General features: G+C 56.9%; 17 protein-coding genes and 1 pseudogene. 9 read left to right on the plus strand and 9 right to left on the minus strand.

Annotated features, from left to right (window positions below):
- Window positions 1–105 precede the first annotated feature (105 nt).
- Window positions 106–1116: a hypothetical protein gene (locus HYQ67_RS20975; RefSeq protein WP_202307278.1), complete on the minus strand. Its 1011-nt coding sequence runs from the start codon at window positions 1114–1116 to the stop codon at window positions 106–108.
- A 229-nt stretch (window positions 1117–1345) separates the two neighbouring features.
- Here HYQ67_RS20975 and HYQ67_RS24085 point away from each other — a divergent pair.
- Window positions 1346–1545 (plus strand): annotated as a pseudogene (locus HYQ67_RS24085) (IS630 family transposase); the annotation flags it as partial.
- A 147-nt stretch (window positions 1546–1692) separates the two neighbouring features.
- Here the strand turns inward: HYQ67_RS24085 and pepT are convergent.
- On the minus strand, window positions 1693–2919 hold the full coding sequence (pepT, locus tag HYQ67_RS20980) for a peptidase T (protein WP_202307280.1): 1227 nt from the start codon (window positions 2917–2919) through the stop codon (window positions 1693–1695).
- Window positions 2920–3196: 277 nt separating this feature from the next.
- Here pepT and potA point away from each other — a divergent pair, with 277 nt between their 5' ends.
- The 4 genes from potA to potD are packed head-to-tail and all read left to right on the plus strand — an operon-like array spanning window position 3197 to window position 7005.
- Window positions 3197–4333: a spermidine/putrescine ABC transporter ATP-binding protein PotA gene (gene potA / locus HYQ67_RS20985; RefSeq protein WP_202307289.1), complete on the plus strand. Its 1137-nt coding sequence runs from the start codon at window positions 3197–3199 to the stop codon at window positions 4331–4333.
- On the plus strand, window positions 4317–5174 hold the full coding sequence (gene potB / locus HYQ67_RS20990; protein WP_202307298.1) for a spermidine/putrescine ABC transporter permease PotB: 858 nt from the start codon (window positions 4317–4319) through the stop codon (window positions 5172–5174). Before potA ends, potB begins: the two co-directional genes overlap by 17 nt.
- On the plus strand, window positions 5171–5962 hold the full coding sequence (gene potC / locus HYQ67_RS20995) for a spermidine/putrescine ABC transporter permease PotC (RefSeq protein ID WP_202307307.1): 792 nt from the start codon (window positions 5171–5173) through the stop codon (window positions 5960–5962). The genes potB and potC overlap by 4 nt, the downstream gene beginning before the upstream one ends.
- Window positions 5959–7005, plus strand: coding sequence for a spermidine/putrescine ABC transporter substrate-binding protein PotD (gene potD / locus HYQ67_RS21000; protein ID WP_202307316.1), 1047 nt, complete (start codon window positions 5959–5961; stop codon window positions 7003–7005). The genes potC and potD overlap by 4 nt, the downstream gene beginning before the upstream one ends.
- 113 nt (window positions 7006–7118) lie before the next feature.
- Here potD and HYQ67_RS21005 read toward each other — a convergent pair whose 3' ends face one another.
- The 6 genes from HYQ67_RS21005 to lolC form a co-directional block, all read right to left on the minus strand.
- A complete protein-coding gene (locus HYQ67_RS21005) occupies window positions 7119–8435 on the minus strand; it encodes an amidase (protein WP_202307319.1) in 1317 nt (438 codons plus the stop codon).
- Window positions 8436–8604: 169 nt separating this feature from the next.
- On the minus strand, window positions 8605–9426 hold the full coding sequence (cobB, locus tag HYQ67_RS21010) for a Sir2 family NAD+-dependent deacetylase (RefSeq protein ID WP_202307321.1): 822 nt from the start codon (window positions 9424–9426) through the stop codon (window positions 8605–8607).
- A 3-nt stretch (window positions 9427–9429) separates the two neighbouring features.
- A complete protein-coding gene (gene nagK, locus HYQ67_RS21015; RefSeq protein ID WP_202307323.1) occupies window positions 9430–10341 on the minus strand; it encodes an N-acetylglucosamine kinase in 912 nt (303 codons plus the stop codon).
- A gap of 154 nt (window positions 10342–10495) precedes the next feature.
- On the minus strand, window positions 10496–11740 hold the full coding sequence (gene lolE / locus HYQ67_RS21020) for a lipoprotein-releasing ABC transporter permease subunit LolE (protein WP_202307324.1): 1245 nt from the start codon (window positions 11738–11740) through the stop codon (window positions 10496–10498).
- On the minus strand, window positions 11740–12444 hold the full coding sequence (gene lolD / locus HYQ67_RS21025; RefSeq protein WP_202307326.1) for a lipoprotein-releasing ABC transporter ATP-binding protein LolD: 705 nt from the start codon (window positions 12442–12444) through the stop codon (window positions 11740–11742). The genes lolE and lolD overlap by 1 nt, the downstream gene beginning before the upstream one ends.
- On the minus strand, window positions 12437–13636 hold the full coding sequence (gene lolC, locus HYQ67_RS21030; RefSeq protein ID WP_202307328.1) for a lipoprotein-releasing ABC transporter permease subunit LolC: 1200 nt from the start codon (window positions 13634–13636) through the stop codon (window positions 12437–12439). The genes lolD and lolC overlap by 8 nt, the downstream gene beginning before the upstream one ends.
- Before the next feature lie 311 nt (window positions 13637–13947).
- Between lolC and HYQ67_RS21035 the strand changes: the two genes are divergently transcribed.
- The 3 genes from HYQ67_RS21035 to ldtC all read left to right on the plus strand — a co-directional run bounded on the left by HYQ67_RS21035 (window position 13948) and on the right by ldtC (window position 19672).
- Window positions 13948–15003 (plus strand): acyltransferase family protein, encoded by a 1056-nt coding sequence (locus HYQ67_RS21035; RefSeq protein ID WP_202307330.1) that lies wholly within the window; start codon window positions 13948–13950, stop codon window positions 15001–15003.
- A 104-nt stretch (window positions 15004–15107) separates the two neighbouring features.
- Entirely contained in the window at window positions 15108–18554 is a 3447-nt protein-coding gene (gene mfd, locus HYQ67_RS21040) for a transcription-repair coupling factor (RefSeq protein WP_202307332.1), read from the plus strand.
- Between the two features lie 149 nt (window positions 18555–18703).
- On the plus strand, window positions 18704–19672 hold the full coding sequence (ldtC, locus tag HYQ67_RS21045; RefSeq protein ID WP_431355458.1) for a L,D-transpeptidase LdtC: 969 nt from the start codon (window positions 18704–18706) through the stop codon (window positions 19670–19672).
- Window positions 19673–19762: 90 nt separating this feature from the next.
- On the opposite strand, the gene bhsA is transcribed toward ldtC, so the two are convergent.
- Window positions 19763–20020, minus strand: a complete 258-nt coding sequence (bhsA, locus tag HYQ67_RS21050) for a multiple stress resistance protein BhsA (protein ID WP_202307334.1) — start codon at window positions 20018–20020, stop codon at window positions 19763–19765.
- A gap of 246 nt (window positions 20021–20266) precedes the next feature.
- Here bhsA and HYQ67_RS21055 point away from each other — a divergent pair, with 246 nt between their 5' ends.
- Complete coding sequence (locus HYQ67_RS21055) at window positions 20267–20899, plus strand: TetR/AcrR family transcriptional regulator (protein ID WP_202307335.1); 633 nt, start codon at window positions 20267–20269, stop codon at window positions 20897–20899.
- The last annotated feature ends 141 nt before the right edge of the window (window positions 20900–21040 follow it).

Consider the following 21040-nt stretch of genomic DNA (forward strand, 5'->3'; position numbering starts at 1 on the left):
ATTGAAATAACTTACATAACAGCCGATTTTGATATTAAACGTATTTTGAAAGCCGATTGATACCGGCTTTTTTAAATATCTCACAATGTTCTATTGAAGTTTAAATCAATATATAATCGTTTTAAAAGCACCCGTACAAACGTTTTTAGACACCATTTCTTCTTGTTCTTTTGTTAGTTTTATTTTTCCAGTATAGATACCCATCGCCTCCATTTCTCCAAATGTAATTTGATTGTTTGTAAAACAATCCTGACCAGAAAGTTTAATTTGAAGAAATATGAGGCACTCTTTGATCGCTTTAGTGTAATCATCTGCCATTGTTGCATTGATTTTCTGCTCAGAAAAAGAATGCACTAATGAATTTCTAGTTTCTAGTCCTTTTTGGATGGTATTTAAGTTGGGGGCTTTCTCGCCAATATAATATTCTAATAGTGAACCATACATTTTTTTTATGTTGGGTGAGGGCATTTCATTCATAAGCATCTCGAAAGATGGAAATTTTCTAACGAAAAACTCTTTTATACCTAGTTCTGCAGCAACCGTTATCTCTATCCACCTTTGTCGTAAGTTTTGCTGATGAAGACTATTTCGCAATATACTGAAGGCTAGAAGAGGCTTTTGGGATTCGTCTGTTATATATGAGCTAATCCCTTGGACGAAATTATCATTGAAGATAAAGCTCAAGTCTAAAATTGCAGACATATTTAAATCTGGATAAAGTCTATATTCCACGTCGTTTGAAATAAAGATATCTACAATATCCACAAAAACTGTTTTTTCAATCTTACTATTTAAACAAAAGCTTACCCCCTCATTGAGTTTATCAATTATTTTTCTATTTTCTTTTAAAAGGTTTGAGATTATAATTCGATCTTCACCCAGGATTTCAGCATACTTTTCCCTAGCTTCTGTGAATGGGGTATTTAAACTGCTGTTGGATGTTTTTATTTTTTCCACTAAAGCTTCAGTTAACGCGCTTTCGAAAACCACCTCAACATATTCTTTCTTAAAATAAACCTCGAACACTTTATCGTTTGAATTTATTGTGAAGTTATGCTGATTGGATATGGATGCATTTAATTCCTTGTTATAATTTGCTCTGGAAATTATTTTCATAATACATTGTCCTTGAATATTTATATATTGAGTTTTTTAATGAAAGGCTCAGTAAAAACAATGTTTAGTTTTCATTTTTCCTCATACCTCCGATGTCAACGATAAGGCAATTTTAATATAATTGACACCTTACAAAATACTAGCACGGAATAGTTGATTACATTAAGGGAACTCAGCCGGATTGTGCGCTCGGATCATCTCCAAATCAAATCACTATCCGAACTTAGCGATACCGATCATAGCACCAATACCCGCGACGAACGACGCCTAATGCAGAAAGCTACCCCTAATACCTATGATAAAAATTTTATCCACACACTGACTGCCATGCTGATGCCTCATCGGCGTGAGACAGTAAGTGATTTCGGCAGAACCCTCTTCTTTGTCCGTTCATTCGTTGGGCACTGGATTAACAGGTTTGATCTTACCCACCATTATTTCTAACGCGGCTAAGTGAGCAAACTCTCAACTAGAGGTGACTCTGACCAGCTCCCCTTGAACAACGTCTGCTTTTGGCGCAAACCAGCCCAACGCAAAAAAAAAGGTGCCGACCCAAAAGCCAGCACCTTTTAACTATTAGCTCTGTTTAGCCGTCAGCTCAGCAATCCGCACAATCACCGCTACCGCCTTTTCCATTCCTTCCAGCGTGACGAACTCGTGCTTGCCGTGGTAGTTATAGCCGCCGGTGAACAGATTCGGGCACGGCAGGCCTTTGAACGACAGCTGTGCGCCATCGGTGCCGCCGCGGATTGGCTTCATCACCGGCTCTATGTTGCAGTCCTGCATTGCCTGGCGGGCGACGTCGACAATATACGGGTGCTCTGCCACCTTCTCGCGCATGTTGTAGTAGCTGTCTTCGATGATCAGCTCTATATAGCAGTCCGGGTGCAGGCCTTTGCCAACCTTTTTGGCGATGTCCATCATTCGGCGTTTGCGCGCTTCGAACTGCTCGCGGTCGAAGTCACGGATGATGTAGTGCATTTCGGCTTTATCCACCGTGCCTTTAATGCCGTGCAGGTGATAGAACCCTTCGTGACCTTCCGTGCATTCCGGGCTTTCGTCGGCGGGGACTTCCGCGTGGATGCGGGCGGCAAGCGACAGCGCGTTAACCATCACCCCTTTTGCCGTGCCGGGGTGAACGTTGTTGCCCACGATTTTGATGGTGACAGAAGCCGCGTTGAAGTTTTCGCATTCCAGCTCCCCCACTCCGCCGCCGTCCACGGTGTAGGCCCAGCGGGCGTCGAACGCCTCGACGTCGAAGAATTTTGCGCCTTTGCCGACTTCTTCATCCGGCGTGAAGGCCACGCGGATATCGCCGTGCGGGATATTTTTTTCTTTTAACACCGCCAGCGCGGTCATGATTTCCGCCACGCCCGCTTTGTCATCCGCGCCCAGCAGCGTTTTGCCGTCGGTGGTGATCAGCGTCTGGCCCAGCAGCTGGTGCAGCACCGGGAACATCACCGGCGACAGCACTTCGTCGCCGATCCCCAGCGCAATATCCCCGCCGCGATAGTTTTCGACAATCTGCGGATTGACGTTTTTGCCGGTGAAGTCAGGCGCGGTATCGACATGTGAAATAAAGCCGATGGCCGGGACGGGCTTGTCCACATTCGAGGGCAGCGTGCCCATCACGGTGCCGTGCTCCCCCAGTGAAACATTCACCAGGCCCATAGCTTCCAGCTGCTCTTTAAGTAGCCTTAACAGCTTCCACTGCCCTTCAGTGCTGGGCACCTGCTTAACGCCGGGCTTTGACTGCGTATCCAGAGAGACGTAATGCAAAAAACGCTCTAATAATTTATCCATTTGGCTACCCTCGTATTTAGTACCGTTATTATCAATATGCCGTCGGGGTAAATATTGTTTCAGGTCACTGTTAGCCCGTTACGTCTAAAATTAGTCCTAATCTGGTGCCCTGACGATAAACTTAGTCGAAACAGGCGATTGAACTGGCTGCGGGGGCCTTACAGGGATTGGCGATTTTCGGACTTTGCCGTAGAATGCCAGCCCTTATCGAAATGTGCCAAACCTCAAGGTGGTTACTCACAAACCCCGCATCGCGGCTTTATCCGGTGCGTTATTTATGGGACAGCGTAAAAAATTGAATAAACAGCAATGTTCGCTCTCTCCGCTGGTTGAACTGGCGGGAGTTGGTAAGAGCTTTGATGGTAAATCCGTAATTTCTGATTTCTCTCTCACCATCAACAATGGTGAATTCCTGACGCTGCTTGGCCCTTCCGGCTGCGGCAAAACCACCGTATTACGCCTGATAGCCGGGCTGGAAAATGTCGATACCGGCACGATTTCCCTCGAGTCGCAGGACATTACCCAGGTCCCCGCCGAGCACCGTCACGTCAACACCGTCTTCCAGAGCTACGCCCTGTTTCCGCATATGACCGTGTACGAAAACGTCGCCTTCGGTCTGAAAATGCAGAAAACGCCCGCGGCTGAGATCCAGCCCCGCGTGCTCGAGGCTCTGAAAATGGTGCAGCTTGATGATTACGCCCAGCGTAAACCGCACCAGCTCTCCGGCGGCCAGCAGCAGCGCGTTGCCATCGCCCGCGCCGTGGTGAACAAGCCCCGCCTGCTGCTGCTTGATGAATCTCTTTCCGCCCTCGATTACAAACTGCGTAAGCAGATGCAGAACGAGCTGAAAGCCCTGCAGCGCAAGCTCGGCATCACCTTCGTGTTCGTTACCCACGATCAGGAAGAGGCGCTGACCATGTCAGACCGCATCGTGGTGATGCGCGACGGGCGAATAGTGCAGGACGGCACGCCTCGTGAAATCTACGAAGAGCCTAAAAACCTGTTTGTGGCGAGCTTCATCGGCGAGATCAATATTTTCACCGCCACCGTCATCGAACGCATTGACGAGCAGCGGGTGCGCGCGAGCGTAGAGGGCCGCGAGTGTAATATCTTCGCTACCCTGCCGGTTACGCCGGGGCAGACGCTGAACGTGCTGCTGCGCCCGGAGGATCTGCGCGTTGAGGAGATCAATGATTCGAGCGAGGTCGACGGCCTGATTGGCTACGTGCGGGAGCGCAACTATAAAGGGATGACGCTGGAGTCCAGCGTTGAGCTGGAAAACGGCAAGATGGTGATGGTGAGCGAGTTCTTTAACGAAGACGATCCGGACTTCGACCACTCGCTGGACCAGAAGATGGCCGTCACCTGGGTTGAGAGCTGGGAGGTTGTGCTGGCAGATGAAGCGCTCGCGTAAGTTCCAGAATGGGGTGATTTTCACCGTCGTCGGCTGGCTGGTGCTGTTCGTGTTCCTGCCCAACCTGATGATTATCGGCACCAGCTTCCTGACCCGTGACGACGCGAATTTTGTCAGCATGGTGTTCACGCTGGACAACTATGCCCGCCTTGCGGATCCGCTGTATGCGGAGGTGCTGCTGCACTCGCTGAACATGGCGCTGATAGCCACCTTCGCCTGCCTGGCGCTGGGCTATCCGTTTGCCTGGTTCCTGGCCCGCCTGCCGCAGCGCGTGCGCCCGCTGCTGCTGTTCCTGCTGATTGTGCCGTTCTGGACCAATTCGCTGATCCGCATCTACGGGCTGAAGATTTTCCTCAGCACCAAAGGCTATCTTAACGCCCTGCTGCTGTGGCTGGGGGTTATCGACACGCCGATCCGCATCATGTACACCGAAAGCGCGGTGATCCTGGGGCTGGTCTACATCCTGCTGCCGTTTATGGTGATGCCGCTCTATTCCAGCATCGAGAAGCTGGACAAGCCGCTGCTGGAAGCCGCGCGTGACCTGGGCGCCAGCAAGCTGCAAACCTTCCTGCGCATTATCATTCCGCTGACCATGCCGGGGATTATCGCCGGCTGCCTGCTGGTGATGCTGCCCGCGATGGGGCTGTTCTACGTTTCGGACCTGATGGGCGGCGCGAAAAACCTGCTTATCGGCAACGTGATCAAGAGCCAGTTCCTGAACATCCGCGACTGGCCGTTCGGCGCGGCCACCAGCATTACGCTGACGCTGGTGATGGGGCTGATGCTGCTGATTTACTGGCGCGCCTCGCGCCTGCTGAACAAGAAGGTGGAGCTGGAATGATCGGTCGCCTGTTACGCGGCGGCTTTATGTCCGCCATCTATGCCTATCTGTATATCCCGATCATCATTTTGATCGTGAACTCGTTTAACAGCTCGCGCTTCGGCATTAACTGGCAGGGATTTACCACTAAGTGGTACAGCCTGCTGATGAATAACGACAGCCTGCTGCAGGCGGCGCAGCACTCGCTGACCATGGCGGTGTTTTCCGCCACCGCCGCGACGCTTATCGGTACGCTGACGGCGGTCGCCCTGTTCCGCTATCGCTTTCGCGGCAAACCCTTCGTCAGCGGCATGCTGTTCGTGGTGATGATGTCCCCGGACATCGTAATGGCCATCTCGCTGCTGGTGCTGTTTATGCTGCTGGGCGTGCAGCTCGGCTTCTGGTCGCTGCTGTTCTCGCACATCACCTTCTGCCTGCCGTTTGTGGTGGTCACCGTCTATTCCCGCCTCAAGGGGTTCGACGTGCGCATGCTGGAGGCGGCAAGGGATCTGGGCGCGGGGGAAATGACTATTCTGCGCAAAATCATTATGCCCCTGGCGATGCCCGCCGTGGCCGCGGGCTGGCTGCTGAGCTTTACCCTGTCGATGGACGACGTGGTCGTCTCCTCGTTCGTGACCGGGCCGGGCTACGAAATTTTGCCGCTGAAGATCTATTCGATGGTGAAGGTTGGCGTCTCGCCCGAGGTGAACGCGCTGGCCACCATTTTATTAGTACTGTCGCTGGGCATGGTCATCGCCTCCCAGCTTATCCTTCGTGATAAAACCAAAACTCAGGGGACGTTTAAATGAAAAAATGGTCACGCCACCTGCTGGCGGCGGGTGCTCTGGCGCTGGGCGTCAGCGCCGCCATGGCCTCCGACAGCAAGACGCTCTACTTCTATAACTGGACGGAGTACGTGCCGCCGGGGCTGCTGGAGCAGTTCACCAAAGAGACGGGCATCAAGGTTATCTATTCGACCTACGAGTCGAACGAAACCATGTACGCCAAGCTCAAGACCTATAAGGACGGCGCGTACGATTTAGTCGTCCCGTCCACCTACTTTGTGGCGAAAATGCGCAAAGAGGGCATGATCCAGAAGATCGACAAAAGCAGGCTGAGCAACTTCAAAAATCTCGACCCGGAGATGCTCAACAAGCCGTTTGATCCGAACAACGACTACTCGATTCCCTACATCTGGGGCGCAACCGCCATCGGCGTGAACAGTGAAGAGATCGACCCGAAAACCGTGACCAGCTGGGCGGACCTGTGGAAGCCGGAGTATAAGCAGAGCCTGCTGCTGACCGACGACGCCCGCGAGGTCTTCCAGGTCGCGCTGCGCAAGCTGGGCTATTCCGGCAACACCACCGACCCGAAAGAGATTGAGGCGGCGTATCACGAGCTGCAGAAGCTGATGCCAAACGTGGCGGCGTTCAACTCCGATAACCCGGCGAACCCGTACATGGAAGGCGAAGTGAATCTGGGCATGGTGTGGAACGGTTCGGCCTACGTAGCCCGCCAGGCAGGCACCCCGCTGGAAATCGTCTGGCCGAAAGAAGGCGGCATTTTCTGGATGGATAACCTGTCGATTCCGGCGAACGCGAAGAACGTCGACGGCGCGCTGAAGCTGATTAACTTCCTGCTGCGCCCGGACGTGGCGAAACAGGTCGCGGAAACCATTGGCTACCCGACGCCAAACCTGGCCGCCCGCAAGCTGTTGCCGAAAGAAGTAGCCGGTGACAAGACGCTCTACCCGGACGAAGCGGTGCTGAAGAACGGCGAATGGCAGAACGACGTGGGCGATGCCAGCACGATCTACGAGTCTTATTTCCAGAAGCTGAAGGCCGGTCGCTAAAGCCTTTCGGCGGATGACGCTGGCGCTTATCCGCCCTACACCAGACTGAACGTAGGGCGGATAAGCATAGATGTAATGCCACCAGACTTAACGTAGGGCGGATAAGCGTAGCGTCATCCGCCGGTATGTAACGCCGTTTCACACGCCAGCGCCAAGCTCAGCAGCAAACTTTCATCCCTCTCCCCGGACAAAATCTCCATCCCCACCGGCAGCCCTCTGCTGCTTATGCCGCAGGGAAACGTCACCGCTGGCAGCCCGCTGATGGCGGCAAGCTCTGGCGCGCAGCCCGGCGGCATCTTCTCAAGGCTTACCGGGAGCTGGCTGACGGTTGGATAGAGCAAACCCTGCAGATTGTTTACCGCCAGCACCTCAGCAAGGCTCTGCCGCAAACGACGGCGGAACCTGCGTCCCGCCAGCCACTCCGGGTTTTTCAGGGTTTTCGCTTCCAGCAGCAGGGTGATAAATGGGGAAAACTCGGGCAGAAACTGCCCTGAATCGAAAATGGCCGCCAGCCCTGCCGGGGCGTCGGCGTGCCCTTTTAGCCAGGCGTCAATGGCCAGCCGGAACTCATAAACGCTGAGGCAGGTAGCCTGCCGCACGGCATCCAGTTCAGGCAGCGTAACGGGGATGATGCTCGCTCCGGCCTGCCGCAACGTTTCCAGCGCCGCGTGCCATACATTCCTCTGAATCTCATCGTTACCTTCCAGGGCTGAAACCACGCCAAGGCGAATGCCGGACAGCGGCATTTCCGGCAGGGGCGATGGCTTAATGCCGTGGATAATTGCGTGCAGCAGCGCGGCGTCCCGCACGGTATGCACCATCGGCCCTACCGTGTCCTTGCTCAAAGAAAGCGGCGCCACGCCATCCAGCATTTCCCGCCGGTGCGCGGGCCTCAGGCCAACCAGCCCGGTGTAGCCTGCGGGAATGCGGATAGATCCGCCGGTATCCGTTCCCAGCGCGCCGTCTGCCATCCCGGCGGCAACCGCCGCAGCGCTTCCTCCGCTCGATCCGCCTGCCGTAATGCCCGTGGCCAGCGGGTTACGCACATCCCCGCCCAGAGAGCTGCGCGAGCGGACGTCGAAGGCAAATTCAGACATATTGGCGCGGGCCAGAATTATCGCCCCGGCCTCCCGCAGCCGCCGCACGGCCAGCGAATCAGCTGTAGCATGCAGAGAGGCCAGCCCCCGGCAGCCGAGCGTGACGGGCATCCCGGCGCAGGCGATATTATCTTTGATGATGATGGGGAGGCCGTGCAGCGGGCCGAAAGAGGTGCCGCGTAAGCTTGCCCGGTGGCAGCGTTCCGCCTGGGCTACAGCATCCGGGTTAACGCCGAGAATGGCATTGAGCGGACCGTTTGTTTCGATGGCATCTAACCGGCGGGCGATATCGTCGCGGCAGTCGGCGACCGGCTTCAGGCGCATGGCTTTCATTTGCTTTCCCATAGTGAATACGTATGCAAACAAAATAGGCACTAAAGCAGAGGTTGTAAACGTTCGCTGGTGAGAATTGAAGGGGAGATCAAACGGTGGATGGCGCTGGCGCTTATCCACCCTACGCCCTATTTCACGCTGGGTGGAAAAGCGCCGCGCCATCCGACGCTTAAAGCCCTTTCAGCAACCTGTCGACATACTCCGGCACCACTTCGCTCGCCAGCCCGTAGTGCTTCTCTTCGAACTCGCTGCCGACCTGGCTTGGCTCAAGGTTAAGCTCGACGGTGTGCGCCCCCTGCAAACGGGCTTCATGGACGAAGCCCGCCGCCGGGTAGACGTGGCCGGAGGTGCCGATGGCGATGAAGTAGTCCGCCGTCGCCAGCGCCTGGTAAATCTCATCCATGCCCAGCGGCATCTCACCGAACCACACCACGTGCGGGCGCAGCGCGGCGGAGAGCTGGCAGCAGTGGCAGCGATCTTCGTTCGTGACGTCGCCCTTCCACTCGAGGATCTGCCCGCTCTGGGAGCAGCGCACCTTGAGCAGTTCGCCGTGCATGTGTATGACGTTTTTGTTCCCGGCGCGCTCGTGCAGGTTGTCGATATTCTGCGTCACCAGCAGGAAGTGGTCGCCCAGCTCTTCTTCGAGCTTCGCCAGCGCCAGATGCGCGGCGTTGGGCTGGATCTCAGCCTGCTGGAGCTGCCGGCGGCGGGCGTTATAAAAGGCCTGCACCAGCTCAGGGTCGCGGGCAAAGCCTTCCGGCGTGGCAACGTCCTCCACGCGGTGCTCTTCCCACAGCCCGTCCGTTGCACGAAAGGTGCGAATGCCGGATTCGGCGGAGATCCCCGCCCCGGTCAGTACCACTACTCTGGGTTTATCCATCGCTTCCGGTCCTGGTGTGTCTCTGAAAAAGGCGCGCTGGCGCAAACGCTGGCGCAGCAGGCGTTTGGTTTTGCGAAACCGGCTCAGCCGGTGCTGACGACGCGAAAGCATAGTTTACTCCGTAAGGTGGAGGAAGGCCGCGCCACGCATGCCGCCGGCATCGCCATGGCGTGCGGGTTCAATGCGCGGCACTTTGGCAACCGGCAATAAATATTTTGGCAAACGTCCCGGCAGCTGCTTATAAATTTCCTGGAAGTTTGACAGGCCGCCGCCCACCACCACCAGATGCGCATCGATGGCGGTCAGCAGGCTGCCGAGGCAAACCGCCAGCAGCTCCAGGAAGCGGTCGACGTGGGCCACCGCCTTTTCGTCACCCGCATAGAAACGGGCCACAATCTCTTTTGACTCCAGCGCTTCAGAGTAGAAGTGCTGGTAGAGCCACGCAAATCCGCGCCCGGAAAGATAGTTTTCGATACAGCCGTTCTGGCCGCAGCCGCAGCGCGTGAGCGGGAAATCGCGCCCGACAACGTTCAGCGCATCTACCGGCAGGCGGGTGTGGCCGAATTCGCCGGTGATGTAGTTGCGCCCGGTGATGGATTTACCGTTGACGATAATACCGCCGCCGACGCCGGTGCCGAGGATCAGGCCCATCACCACCGGATAGTCGCGGAAGTCGTCGTCCCAGGCTTCGGACAGCGCGAAGCAGTTCGCGTCGTTATCCAGGCGGACATCACGCTCAAGCAGCCTGGTAAGATCGGCTTTCAGCGGTTTGCCGTTGGCGGCGGGTACGTTGGCGGCGTACAGCGTGCCGTCGTCGGTTACCGGCATGCCCGGAATACCTATCCCCACCGACCCTTTGATGCCAAAACGGCTATCGGCCTCCTTAACCAGGGAGACGATAGCCGCTAAGAAATTCTCATAACTGTCGTGCGGGGTGGGAACCCGAGTTTCCCACTGCAGGCGACGCTCCGTGTCATACACCCCAAGAGCCATTTTAGTGCCGCCAATGTCAAATCCGTAATACATCGCTGCTCCCCTTATCCCGTCATACTTCGAGCTGTAGGGGTGTTGGCTGCAGGAACTCACCCCAGTCACTTACTAAAGTAAGCTCCTGGGGATTCCTTCCCTGGCCGCCTACCTACAACTCGAATTATTTAGGGCTAATTAGTAGATTGATAATTTATTGCCCACTTAACACCCGCGCAGGGTCGATTCTGCTGGCGCGTCTGGCCGGATACCAGCTGGCGAGCAGGCTCAGCAGCAGCGCGGTGACCAGCACGTAGAACACGTCGAGCCAGTGCAGCTCCGACGGCAGGAAATCGATAAAGTAGATATCGCCGGACAGGAAACGGTGCCCGATAATCTTCTGAATAAAGTTGATGATGTTGGTCAGCTGCCAGGAGGCGAGCACGCCGACAATCACGCCGCTGACGCTGCCGAACAGCCCGGCCAGCAGGCCGTACCAGACGAAAATGGCGCGGATCAGGCCGTCTTTTGCGCCCAGGGTGCGCAGCACGGCGATATCGCTGCTCTTGTCCTTCACCGCCATCACCAGCGTGGAGACGATGTTGAAGCAGGCCACGCCGATCACCAGCACCATCGCCAGATACATAATGGCGCGGATCATCTGGATGTCGCGGTACATGTAGCCGTAGGTGCCAATCCAGCTTTTGATGTAGACGTAAGCGTTGGTGACTTCGCCCGCGTCGCGCACCAGCTTGTTGGCGTTAAAGACGTCGTTCACCTTGATGGCGATGCCGGTGACACTGTCACCCATGTCTAAATAGCCCTGCGCGTCGGCCATCGGCACCATCGCGAAGCTGTGATCCAGCTGGCCGCTGAGGGCTAAAATGCCCGCCACGTGCAGACGCACGCGCTTCGGCTGCAGCAGCTTGGTGCCGCCGTCGCTGTTCGGGATCATGATGGACAGCCAGTCGCCCTGCTTCACCTTCAGCGCGTCGGCAACGCCCTTACCGATGATGATCTGCTGCTGGCCCGCTTTGAAGTCTTTCCAGGCGTTGTTCTGCACGTACTGCGGCAGCGCGCTGAGGTGCGCTTCCTGCTGCGGATCGACGCCTTTCACCTGGATTGCACGCAGGTTCGCCCCGCTCTCTACCAGGCCGGTAAAGTTGATATAAGGTGCTGCGGCAACAATGCCTTTTACCTTCTCAACGCGCTGCAGCACGCCGTTCCAGTCTTTGAACGGCTGGTTGACCGGCTCGATTTCACCGTGCGGGACAACCGCCAGGATACGGTTGTTCAGCTCGCGCTCGAAGCCGTTCATGGCGCTCAGGCCGACAATCAAAACCGCCACGCCCAGCGCGATGCCGACCGTGGAGATAACGGAAATCAGCGAAACCATGCCGCTGCGGCGGCGCCCGCGGCTAAAACGTAAACCAATCAGCAGGGAGAGCGGCGAAGCCATCAATCAGCCCCCATCAGGGTTAATTCTTGCGTCAGACGCCCGTCGCGCATCTCCAGCTGGCGGGACATGCGTTTTGCCAGCTGCAAATCGTGAGTCACGACCAGGAACGCGGTGCCCTGGCGGACGTTCAGCTCGCCGAGCAGCTCGAAGATGCTGTCCGCGTTGCGGGCGTCCAGGTTACCGGTTGGTTCATCCGCCAGCACCAGGCGCGGGTTGTTCACCAGCGCTCGGGCAATCGCCACGCGCTGGCGCTCGCCGCCGGACAGCTCCGAAGGACGGTGGCTGCTGCGGTGAGCAAGGCCCACGGCTTTCAGCATGTCCAGCGCGCGCTGCTTAGTTTCATCGGTGTTCTTTTTACCTATCAGCAGCGGCATGGCGACGTTTTCCATCGCCGTGAAGTCCGGCAGCAGATGGTGGAACTGATAGATAAAGCCCAGCTCGCGGTTGCGCAGCTCGGCTTTGGCGGACGAAGACAGGGTGCTCATCGGCTGGCCGTTGAAAATCACGTCGCCGGAGGTTGGCGTATCCAGCCCCCCCAGCAGGTGTAATAAGGTACTTTTGCCGGAGCCGGAGCTGCCGACGATCGCCATCAGCTCGCCCGCGTTGATGCTGAAGCTGACATCGTGCAGCACATCCGTTTGCACTTTGCCTTCCTGATAGCGTTTGCACAGGTTGTCACACTGCAGCAGGACAGAATTACTCATAACGTAAAGCCTCGGCGGGTTGTGTCGCGGCGGCGCGCCACGACGGGTAAAGCGTGGATAACAGCGCGACGGCCATTGCCACGATGGCAATCACAATCACCTGTACAGGTTCGATGGCGACCGGCAGGGTTGCGCCGTCCAGCAGCGCGCCGATTATCGGCATCAGATTATTCAGCTGGCTGGCAAGCAGCGCGCCCAGCAGCGCCCCGAGCAGCGCGCCAATCACCCCGGCGCTGGCCCCCTGCACCATAAACACCGCCATGATTTGCCGCCGCGTCAGGCCCTGGGTCTGGAGGATGGCGACTTCGCCCTGCTTCTCCATCACCAGCAGGCCCAGCGAGGTAATAATGTTAAAGGCGGCCACCGCCACGATCAGGCTCAGCAGCAGCCCCATCATGTTCTTTTCCATGCGCACGGCCTGGAACAGCTCGCCCTTGCGTTCGCGCCAGTCCTTCCATTCCGTGCCCTGCGGCAGCTTCTGCTGGCTGAGCTCATCCACCTTCAGCGGCTGATCGAGCCACAGACGCCAGCCGGTAATATTCCCCAGCGGGTAGCGCATCAGGCGCGAGGCGTCCTGCTGGTTCACCAGCATCTGGTAGCCGTCCACTTCGCTGTTGGCGGCAAAGGTGCCAATAACGTTAAACAGGCGCTGGCTCGGCACACGCCCCATCGGCGTGAACTGGCTGGCGGACGGCACCATAATGCGGATGCTGTCGCCACGCTTAATGCCGAGCTGGCCGGCAAGCTGCTCGCCCAGAATGACGTTGTATTTCCCCGCCTCGAGGTCGGTTTGCTTCACGTTGACCAGGTACGGAGAAAGGGGATCTTTTTCCTGTGGCTGAATGCCGAGCATCACGCCCACCGCCACGCTGCGCGCGCTTTGCAGCACTACGTCACCGGTGGTAACCGGTGCAATGCGGTTAACGCCCTGTAGTTTAAGGCTGGCAGCGGGAAGTTTTTCAGGATTGATGGAGCCGGTCGGCGAGGTGATCAGCGCCTGCGGCATCAGGCCCAGAATATTATTCTGCAGCTCGCGCTCGAAGCCGTTCATCACGGAAAGTACCGTCACCAGGGCCATCACGCCGAGCGTAATACCGATGGTGGACAGCCAGGAGACAAAGCGACCGAAGCGGTCGGATGCCCGCCCGCGCATGTAGCGCAGGCCTATAAATAACGCGACAGGTTGATACATGAAATCCGTCTTGTTGCAGTGGCGAAAGCAAAGTTGGCGAGAAGTATATAAGCGATACCCTATCAAGTAAATGAATTATAAAGTGTTTTTGAACTTTCAGAACAATAGAAAAATCAATTGAATCAAACTCATAACGCTTTGTTTTTACGACTTTGTTACTGACAATTGCGCCCGCTTAACGCTCGTCACCCTGCGGAATATCCGAAAGCCGTCGGCCTCTTTCCAAAAACAGATAAATCGAATTTTAATGCCTTACCCCGTCCGCCAGCCTTAACGACCACAATCAATAAAAGAGAGACGCTGTTTCCGGCATGAAAAACAAACAACTTTGGATCAACCACATCAAGGGGCTGTGCATTTGCCTGGTGGTTATTTATCACTCGGTCATCACCTTCTATCCCCATCTGACGTCCCTGCCCGTCGGGCTAAACCTCTATATCGCCAAGAGCTGGACCTACCTGAACCTGTACCTCGCGCCGTTCCGTATGCCGGTGTTCTTTTTCATTTCCGGCTATCTGATCCACCGCTATGTAGAGGAGGTGAAGTGGCGGGCGTGCATTGATAAGCGCATCTGGAATATTTTTTATGTTCTGGTCCTGTGGGGCGTTCTGCAGTGGCTGGGGATCACGCTTATCAATCAGTGGCTCGCGCCGGACCTGGTGCGCAACCCGGCTTCAAACGCGGCCTATGCCGACACCCTAATGCAGTTTATCACCAGCATGGCGAAAGCCAGCACCAGCCTGTGGTATCTGTACGCGCTGGTCGTTTATTTCGTGTTCTTCAAAGCGCTGCGCGCCTGGAAGGTGCCGGTGCTGATTGCCCTGCTGGGCATCAACGTGGTCATCAGCTTTATGCCGCTGCCGTGGTGGGGGATGAACAGCGTGGTGCGTAATATGTGTTATTACGGGCTGGGCGCGTGGTTCGGCCCGCAGCTGATGGCCTGGATGAAAACCTTCAGCTTCCGCCAGCATCCGCTGATTTGCGCGCTGGTGGCCGTCGGTTCGCTCGCGCTCTACCTGGTCAACGTTCCGCTGGTGATTTCAGTGGTGTCGATTTTCGCGATCATGAAGATTTTCTATACGCTGGATAGCTGGCGTGAGAGCAGCGCCGATGCGTTTCTGAACGTTGTCGGCTCTAACACCATTGCGATTTACACCACGCACCGCATCGTCATCGAAGCATTGAGCCTGTTTATGATTGCGCAGATTAACGCGGGTGAACTGTCCGATAAGCTGGTGATGGCTATACTGCTGGTTTATCCGTTCGCGAGCCTGGCGATTTGTACGCTGATCGGGTTGGGGTTCAGAAAGCTCTCCAGCGGCCTGTTCAGCGATCTGTTCTTCTCGCCGCCGGCTAAGCTTGCCTGACTCTTTCTGGTGGGTTGCTTTGCCAAAGCGATCGCGGATAATAATAACTATCTGAAGTTTATGGTCCGCGACGCGCCTGCAACCCGAGAGATTCTGACATCCTGATGGCTGAACAATATCGTTATTCCTTACCTGTAAAAGCAGGCGACCAGCGCCTGCTTGGTGAACTCACCGGCTCCGCCTGCGCAACCGAGGTGGCCGAAATCGTTGAGCGACACGGCGGCCCGGTGGTGTTAATCGCCCCCGATATGCAAAACGCCCTGCGCCTGCACGACGAAATCAGCCAGTTTACCGACAGCCTGGTGATGAACCTGGCAGACTGGGAAACGCTGCCTTACGACAGCTTCTCGCCGCACCAGGAAATCATCTCGTCGCGCCTCTCCACGCTTTATCAGCTGCCGACCATGAAGCGCGGCGTGCTGATCCTGCCGGTGAATACCCTGATGCAGCGCGTCTGTCCGCACAGCTATCTGCACGGCCACGCGCTGGTGATGAAAAAAGGCCAGCAGCTGTCGCGGGACAATCTGCGCAGCCAGCTTGAGCAGGCGGGCTACCGCAGCGTGGATCAGGTGATGGAGCACGGCGAGTTTGCCACCCGTGGCGCGCTGTTAGACCTCTATCCCATGGGCAGCGACCAGCCCTACCGCATCGACTTTTTCGACGATGAAATCGACAGCCTGCGGGTGTTCGACGTCGACACCCAGCGCACGCTCGAAGAGGTCGAGGCGATTAATTTACTGCCCGCCCACGAGTTCCCGACGGACAAAAACGCCATCGAGCTGTTCCGTAGCCAGTGGCGCGATACCTTCGAGGTAAAACGCGACGCCGAGCATATCTACCAGCAGGTGAGCAAAGGCACCCTGCCCGCCGGGATCGAATACTGGCAGCCGCTGTTCTTCAGCGAGCCGCTGCCGCCGCTGTTCAGCTACTTCCCGAAAAACACCCTGCTGGTAAATACCGGCGACCTGGAAAGCAGCGCCGAACGTTTCTGGCTGGACGCCAGCGCCCGTTTCGAAAACCGCGGCGTGGATCCGATGCGCCCGCTTCTGCCGCCGGAAAGCCTGTGGCTGCGGGTAGACGAGCTGTTCAGCGAGCTGAAAACCTGGCCGCGCATCCAGCTGAAAACCGAAAACCTTGCCGACAAGGCTGCCAATACCAATCTGGGCTATCAGGCGCTGCCGGACCTGTCCGTGCAGGCGCAGAACAAATCGCCGCTGGATAACCTGCGTAAATTCCTTGAATCCTTCGCCGGGCCGGTGGTGTTCTCCGTGGAGAGCGAAGGCCGCCGTGAGGCGCTGGGCGAGCTGCTGTCGCGCATCAAAGTCGCGCCGAAACGCATTCACCGTCTGGATGAGGCCGAGGGCAACGGCCGCTTCCTGATGCTGGGCTCCAGCGAGCACGGCTTCATTGATACCCGGCGTTTCCGCGCGCTGATCTGCGAAAGCGATCTGCTGGGCGAACGCGTCAGCCGCCGCCGTCAGGACAGCCGCCGCACCATCAACCCGGACACCCTGATCCGCAACCTGGCGGAGCTGCATATCGGCCAGCCGGTTGTGCATCTCGAGCACGGCGTCGGGCGCTATGCTGGCCTGACAACGCTTGAAGCGGGCGGCATCACGGCGGAATACCTGATGCTGACCTACGCGGGCGACGCGAAGCTTTATGTTCCCGTCTCCTCCCTGCATCTGATCAGCCGTTACTCCGGCGGCGCAGAAGAGAGCGCCCCGCTGCACAAGCTGGGCAGCGATGCCTGGTCACGCGCCCGCCAGAAAGCCGCGGAGAAAGTCCGCGACGTGGCGGCGGAGCTGCTGGATATCTACGCCCAGCGCGCGGCAAAACAGGGCTTCGCCTTTAAGCATGACAAAGAGCAGTACCAGCTGTTCTGCGACACCTTCCCGTTTGAAACCACCCCGGACCAGGCCCAGGCCATCAACGCCGTGCTGAGCGATATGTGCCAGCCGCTGGCGATGGATCGCCTGGTGTGCGGCGACGTGGGCTTCGGTAAAACGGAAGTGGCGATGCGCGCCGCGTTCCTGGCCGTGGAAAACCACAAGCAGGTCGCCGTGCTGGTGCCAACTACCCTGCTGGCCCAGCAGCACCTCGACAACTTCCAGGACCGCTTTGCCAACTGGCCGGTGCGCGTGGAGATGCTTTCGCGCTTCCGCAGCGCCAAAGAGCAGACGCAGATCCTCCAGGAAGCCAGCGAAGGCAAAATCGATATTCTGATCGGCACCCACAAGCTGCTGCAGAACGACGTGAAGATGAAGGATCTTGGCCTGCTGATCGTCGACGAAGAGCACCGCTTCGGCGTGCGTCATAAAGAACGCATTAAAGCGATGCGTGCGGACGTGGATATCCTGACGCTCACCGCAACGCCAATCCCGCGTACGCTGAACATGGCGATGAGCGGCATGCGCGACCTGTCGATTATTGCTACTCCTCCGGCGCGCCGTCTGGCGGTGAAAACCTTCGTGCGTCAGTACGACGAGCTGGTAGTGCGCGAGGCAATCCTGCGTGAAGTGCTGCGCGGCGGGCAGGTTTACTATCTCTATAACGACGTGGAAAACATCCAGAAGGCGGCGGACCGCCTGTCGGCGCTGGTGCCGGAAGCGCGCGTTGCCATCGGCCACGGCCAGATGCGCGAGCGCGAGCTGGAACGCGTGATGAACGACTTCCACCACCAGCGCTTCAACGTGCTGGTCTGCACCACGATTATTGAGACGGGCATCGATATCCCGACCGCCAACACCATTATCATCGAGCGGGCCGACCACTTCGGCCTTGCCCAGCTGCACCAGCTGCGCGGCCGCGTCGGGCGTTCGCACCACCAGGCCTACGCGTGGCTGCTAACGCCGCATCCGAAAGCGATGACCGGCGACGCGCAAAAACGCCTGGAGGCTATCGCCTCGCTGGAAGATCTGGGGGCGGGCTTTGCGCTGGCCACCCACGACCTGGAAATTCGCGGTGCGGGCGAGCTGCTGGGCGAGGGCCAGAGCGGATCGATGGAAACCATCGGCTTCACGCTGTATATGGAGCTGCTGGAAAACGCGGTGGACGCGCTGAAAGAGGGCCGCGAGCCGTCGCTGGAGGATTTGACCAGCAGCCAGACGGAAGTCGAGTTAAGAATGCCCGCCCTGCTGCCGGAAGATTTTATCCCGGACGTCAACACGCGCCTGTCGTTCTACAAGCGTATTGCCAGCGCGAAGAACGGCCACGACCTGGACGAACTTAAGGTGGAGCTTATCGACCGCTTCGGCCTGCTGCCGGATGCCGCCCGCAACCTGCTGGATATCGCCGCCCTTCGCCAACAGGCGCAGAAGCTGGGCGTGCGTAAAATTGAAGGCAACGAGAAAGGCGGCGTGATTGAGTTTGCCGAGAAGAACCATGTCGATCCGGTGTGGCTGATTGGCCTGCTGCAAAAGCAGCCGCAGCACTACCGCCTGGACGGGCCAACGCGGCTGAAATTCTTCCAGGATCTTGCCGACCGCAAGGCGCGCATGGGCTGGGTGCAAAACTTTATGACCCAGCTTGCGGAGAACGCCGCCGCGTAATCCAGTCAACGCCTCGTCGCCCGGCGAGGCGTTGCTTTCTGAAACATTTACACATTCTTTGCAATCCGCCAGGGTTTCCCGACTCTCCCGCCACGCATAATTACCGATTAACTTTCAGTTAAGTTAACCTTAAGCTAAATGAGGTTTTTATGCGGTCTTTGCGACTCTTTTCCCCTGCACGCTGGCTGGCCCCGGTGCTGCTGGTCGCCGCCTCCATGGCGGCATTCCAGGCCAGCGCCAACTCTTATCCCCTGCCCCCTGAGGGCAGCCGCCTGATCGGTCAGAATATGTTCCATGAGGTCGCCGACGACGGCGGCTCCCTTGAGGCTATTGCGAAAAAATACAACGTGGGCTTCCTGGCCCTGCTGCAGGCAAACCCGGGGGTCGATCCCTACGTGCCCCGCGCCGGAAGCGTTCTGACTATTCCAGGCCAGATGCTGCTGCCGGACGCACCTCGTGAAGGGCTGGTGCTGAACCTTGCAGAGCTGCGCGTTTACTACTATCCGGCGGGCAAAAATAGCGTCACCGTTTACCCTATCGGCATTGGTCAGCTGGGCGGCGATACGCTCACGCCGACGATGGTGACGCGCGTCAGCGACAAACGGGCTAATCCTACCTGGACGCCTACCGCCAATATCCGCGCCCGCTACCTGGCGAACGGCATCAAGCTGCCAGCGGTAGTACCTGCCGGGCCGGATAACCCGATGGGCCACCACGCAATTCGCCTGGCGGCCTACGGCGGGGTTTACCTGCTGCACGGGACTAACGCCGATTTCGGCATTGGCATGCGCGTCAGCTCCGGCTGTATCCGCCTGCGTGACGACGACATTAAAGCACTCTACAGGGAGATGCCGGTGGGCACGCCGGTGCGCATCATCAACACGCCGATAAAAGTCTCCGTGGAGCCTGACGGGCGTCGCCTGGTTGAAGTTCACCAGCCGCTGTCAAAAGCGATTGAGGACGATCCGAAGGTGCTGCCGATTGTGCTCAGCGAGCAGATGAAGCAGTTCCAGGACGCGCCGGAGACGGATGCGCAGATCATGGAGCAGGCCATACGGCACCGTTCAGGGATGCCGGTCGAAGTGAACAGCCATCAGGACGTGGCCGACGCCATTTAAGTTTTGTTTCGCGCAATGCAAAAAGCCCTGTCGAAAGACAGGGCTTTTTTGTGGCATGGCATCTGAGGGTAAGCGCGTTGAGGGTTACGCTTATTTGTAGATAACAGCCGTGCCGTGCAGGGTGTTCGGGCCGGTCACGGACGTAATGCGGAATGATTTAGCGCCCATTTCGTCGACTTTGGCGGCCAGCTGGTCTTCCAGTGAGCCCAGGTTGGTCCCGGCGTTAGCGCTGATGGTACCCACTTTCTGTTGGTCAGCAGGAGTCGCCTGAACTTCTACGGCGGCGAAGCTTGCGAATGAGACTGAACTTAGCAGTGCCGCAGCGATAAGTGTTTTTACGTTTTTCATGATTTATGCCTTCTACAGGTGATTTGTATTGCCGTTAACTTATTTTGTTAACGATCGATAGGTAAAGCATAAACGTGATCTGGGTCACACGTCAACATTATTTTATAACGATCATTAACTAATTTATAAAAGCATTATTTTTCATTACCATAGGATTTATTTATTTCTCTGAAGATGGCGCTGGCTACCTGCGACGATCCTTTTTATAATGATCGTTCACTAAACAGACAAAGGTTCAACGGCATCATGTCTACCGACACAAGCGTTATTAAAAAAAGCCGTGGCCGACCGAAGGTGTTCGACAGGGAAGCAGCACTGGATAAGGCCATGACGCTTTTCTGGCAGCACGGCTATGAGGCCACCTCGCTGGCTCACCTGGTCGAAGCGACCGGGGCCAAAGCGCCGACGCTGTATGCAGAATTTACTAATAAAGAAGGGTTGTTCCGCGCGGTGCTGGATCGCTACATCGCCCGCTTCGCGGAGAAACACGAAGCCTGCCTGTTCTGCGAAGATCGCAGCGTAGAGGAAGCTCTGGAAGATTATCTCTCTACGGTGGCGAAGCGCTTTACCGATAAAGACACGCCGTCGGGCTGCTTTATCATCTGTACCTCTTCGGTGCTCGCCGCCTCTTCGGAAGATATTGCCGACACCATCAAAGCGCGCCACGCCATGCAGGAAGAGACGCTGGTACGCTTCCTTGAACAGCGGCAGGAGAAAGGCGAAATCCCGGCGGAAAGCAACGCGCGCGCGCTGGCGAAATACCTGTGCTGCATCATTCAGGGGATGTCGGTCAGCGCGCGTGAAAACGCAGGCTACGAAGATTTGCTGAGCATCGTGCGGACCACAATGCGGCTTTGGCCGGAGTTGAAGAAGGCGTGAGTGGTTTGTCGGATGGCGCTGGCGCTTATCCGACCTTGTATTATTCCCCCTGTTCAGAGTAAACCGGCCAGTTTATTCTGAACGCAGTCCGGACGTCGTATCCGACCTTAGGCTCTCAAGTCTGTGGTGTAGATTTTAACG

The sequence above is a fragment of the Dryocola clanedunensis subsp. sulfonylureivorans genome, from assembly GCF_016756775.1.
Classification (GTDB): domain Bacteria; phylum Pseudomonadota; class Gammaproteobacteria; order Enterobacterales; family Enterobacteriaceae; genus Dryocola; species Dryocola clanedunensis.

What these genes read in the sequence shown, in the direction of transcription:
- HYQ67_RS21055 (WP_202307335.1), top strand. Translation starts at nt 20,267, where the DNA reads ATGTCTACCGACACAAGCGTTATTAAAAAAAGCCGTGGCCGACCGAAG.
- lolC (WP_202307328.1), bottom strand. Translation starts at nt 13,636, where the DNA reads ATGTATCAACCTGTCGCGTTATTTATAGGCCTGCGCTACATGCGCGGG.
- potD (WP_202307316.1), top strand. Translation starts at nt 5,959, where the DNA reads ATGAAAAAATGGTCACGCCACCTGCTGGCGGCGGGTGCTCTGGCGCTG.
- lolE (WP_202307324.1), bottom strand. Translation starts at nt 11,740, where the DNA reads ATGGCTTCGCCGCTCTCCCTGCTGATTGGTTTACGTTTTAGCCGCGGG.
- potB (WP_202307298.1), top strand. Translation starts at nt 4,317, where the DNA reads ATGAAGCGCTCGCGTAAGTTCCAGAATGGGGTGATTTTCACCGTCGTC.
- lolD (WP_202307326.1), bottom strand. Translation starts at nt 12,444, where the DNA reads ATGAGTAATTCTGTCCTGCTGCAGTGTGACAACCTGTGCAAACGCTAT.
- ldtC (WP_431355458.1), top strand. Translation starts at nt 18,704, where the DNA reads ATGCGGTCTTTGCGACTCTTTTCCCCTGCACGCTGGCTGGCCCCGGTG.
- potC (WP_202307307.1), top strand. Translation starts at nt 5,171, where the DNA reads ATGATCGGTCGCCTGTTACGCGGCGGCTTTATGTCCGCCATCTATGCC.
- HYQ67_RS20975 (WP_202307278.1), bottom strand. Translation starts at nt 1,116, where the DNA reads ATGAAAATAATTTCCAGAGCAAATTATAACAAGGAATTAAATGCATCC.
- mfd (WP_202307332.1), top strand. Translation starts at nt 15,108, where the DNA reads ATGGCTGAACAATATCGTTATTCCTTACCTGTAAAAGCAGGCGACCAG.
- pepT (WP_202307280.1), bottom strand. Translation starts at nt 2,919, where the DNA reads ATGGATAAATTATTAGAGCGTTTTTTGCATTACGTCTCTCTGGATACG.
- cobB (WP_202307321.1), bottom strand. Translation starts at nt 9,426, where the DNA reads ATGCTTTCGCGTCGTCAGCACCGGCTGAGCCGGTTTCGCAAAACCAAA.
- HYQ67_RS21035 (WP_202307330.1), top strand. Translation starts at nt 13,948, where the DNA reads ATGAAAAACAAACAACTTTGGATCAACCACATCAAGGGGCTGTGCATT.
- bhsA (WP_202307334.1), bottom strand. Translation starts at nt 20,020, where the DNA reads ATGAAAAACGTAAAAACACTTATCGCTGCGGCACTGCTAAGTTCAGTC.
- nagK (WP_202307323.1), bottom strand. Translation starts at nt 10,341, where the DNA reads ATGTATTACGGATTTGACATTGGCGGCACTAAAATGGCTCTTGGGGTG.
- HYQ67_RS21005 (WP_202307319.1), bottom strand. Translation starts at nt 8,435, where the DNA reads ATGAAAGCCATGCGCCTGAAGCCGGTCGCCGACTGCCGCGACGATATC.
- potA (WP_202307289.1), top strand. Translation starts at nt 3,197, where the DNA reads ATGGGACAGCGTAAAAAATTGAATAAACAGCAATGTTCGCTCTCTCCG.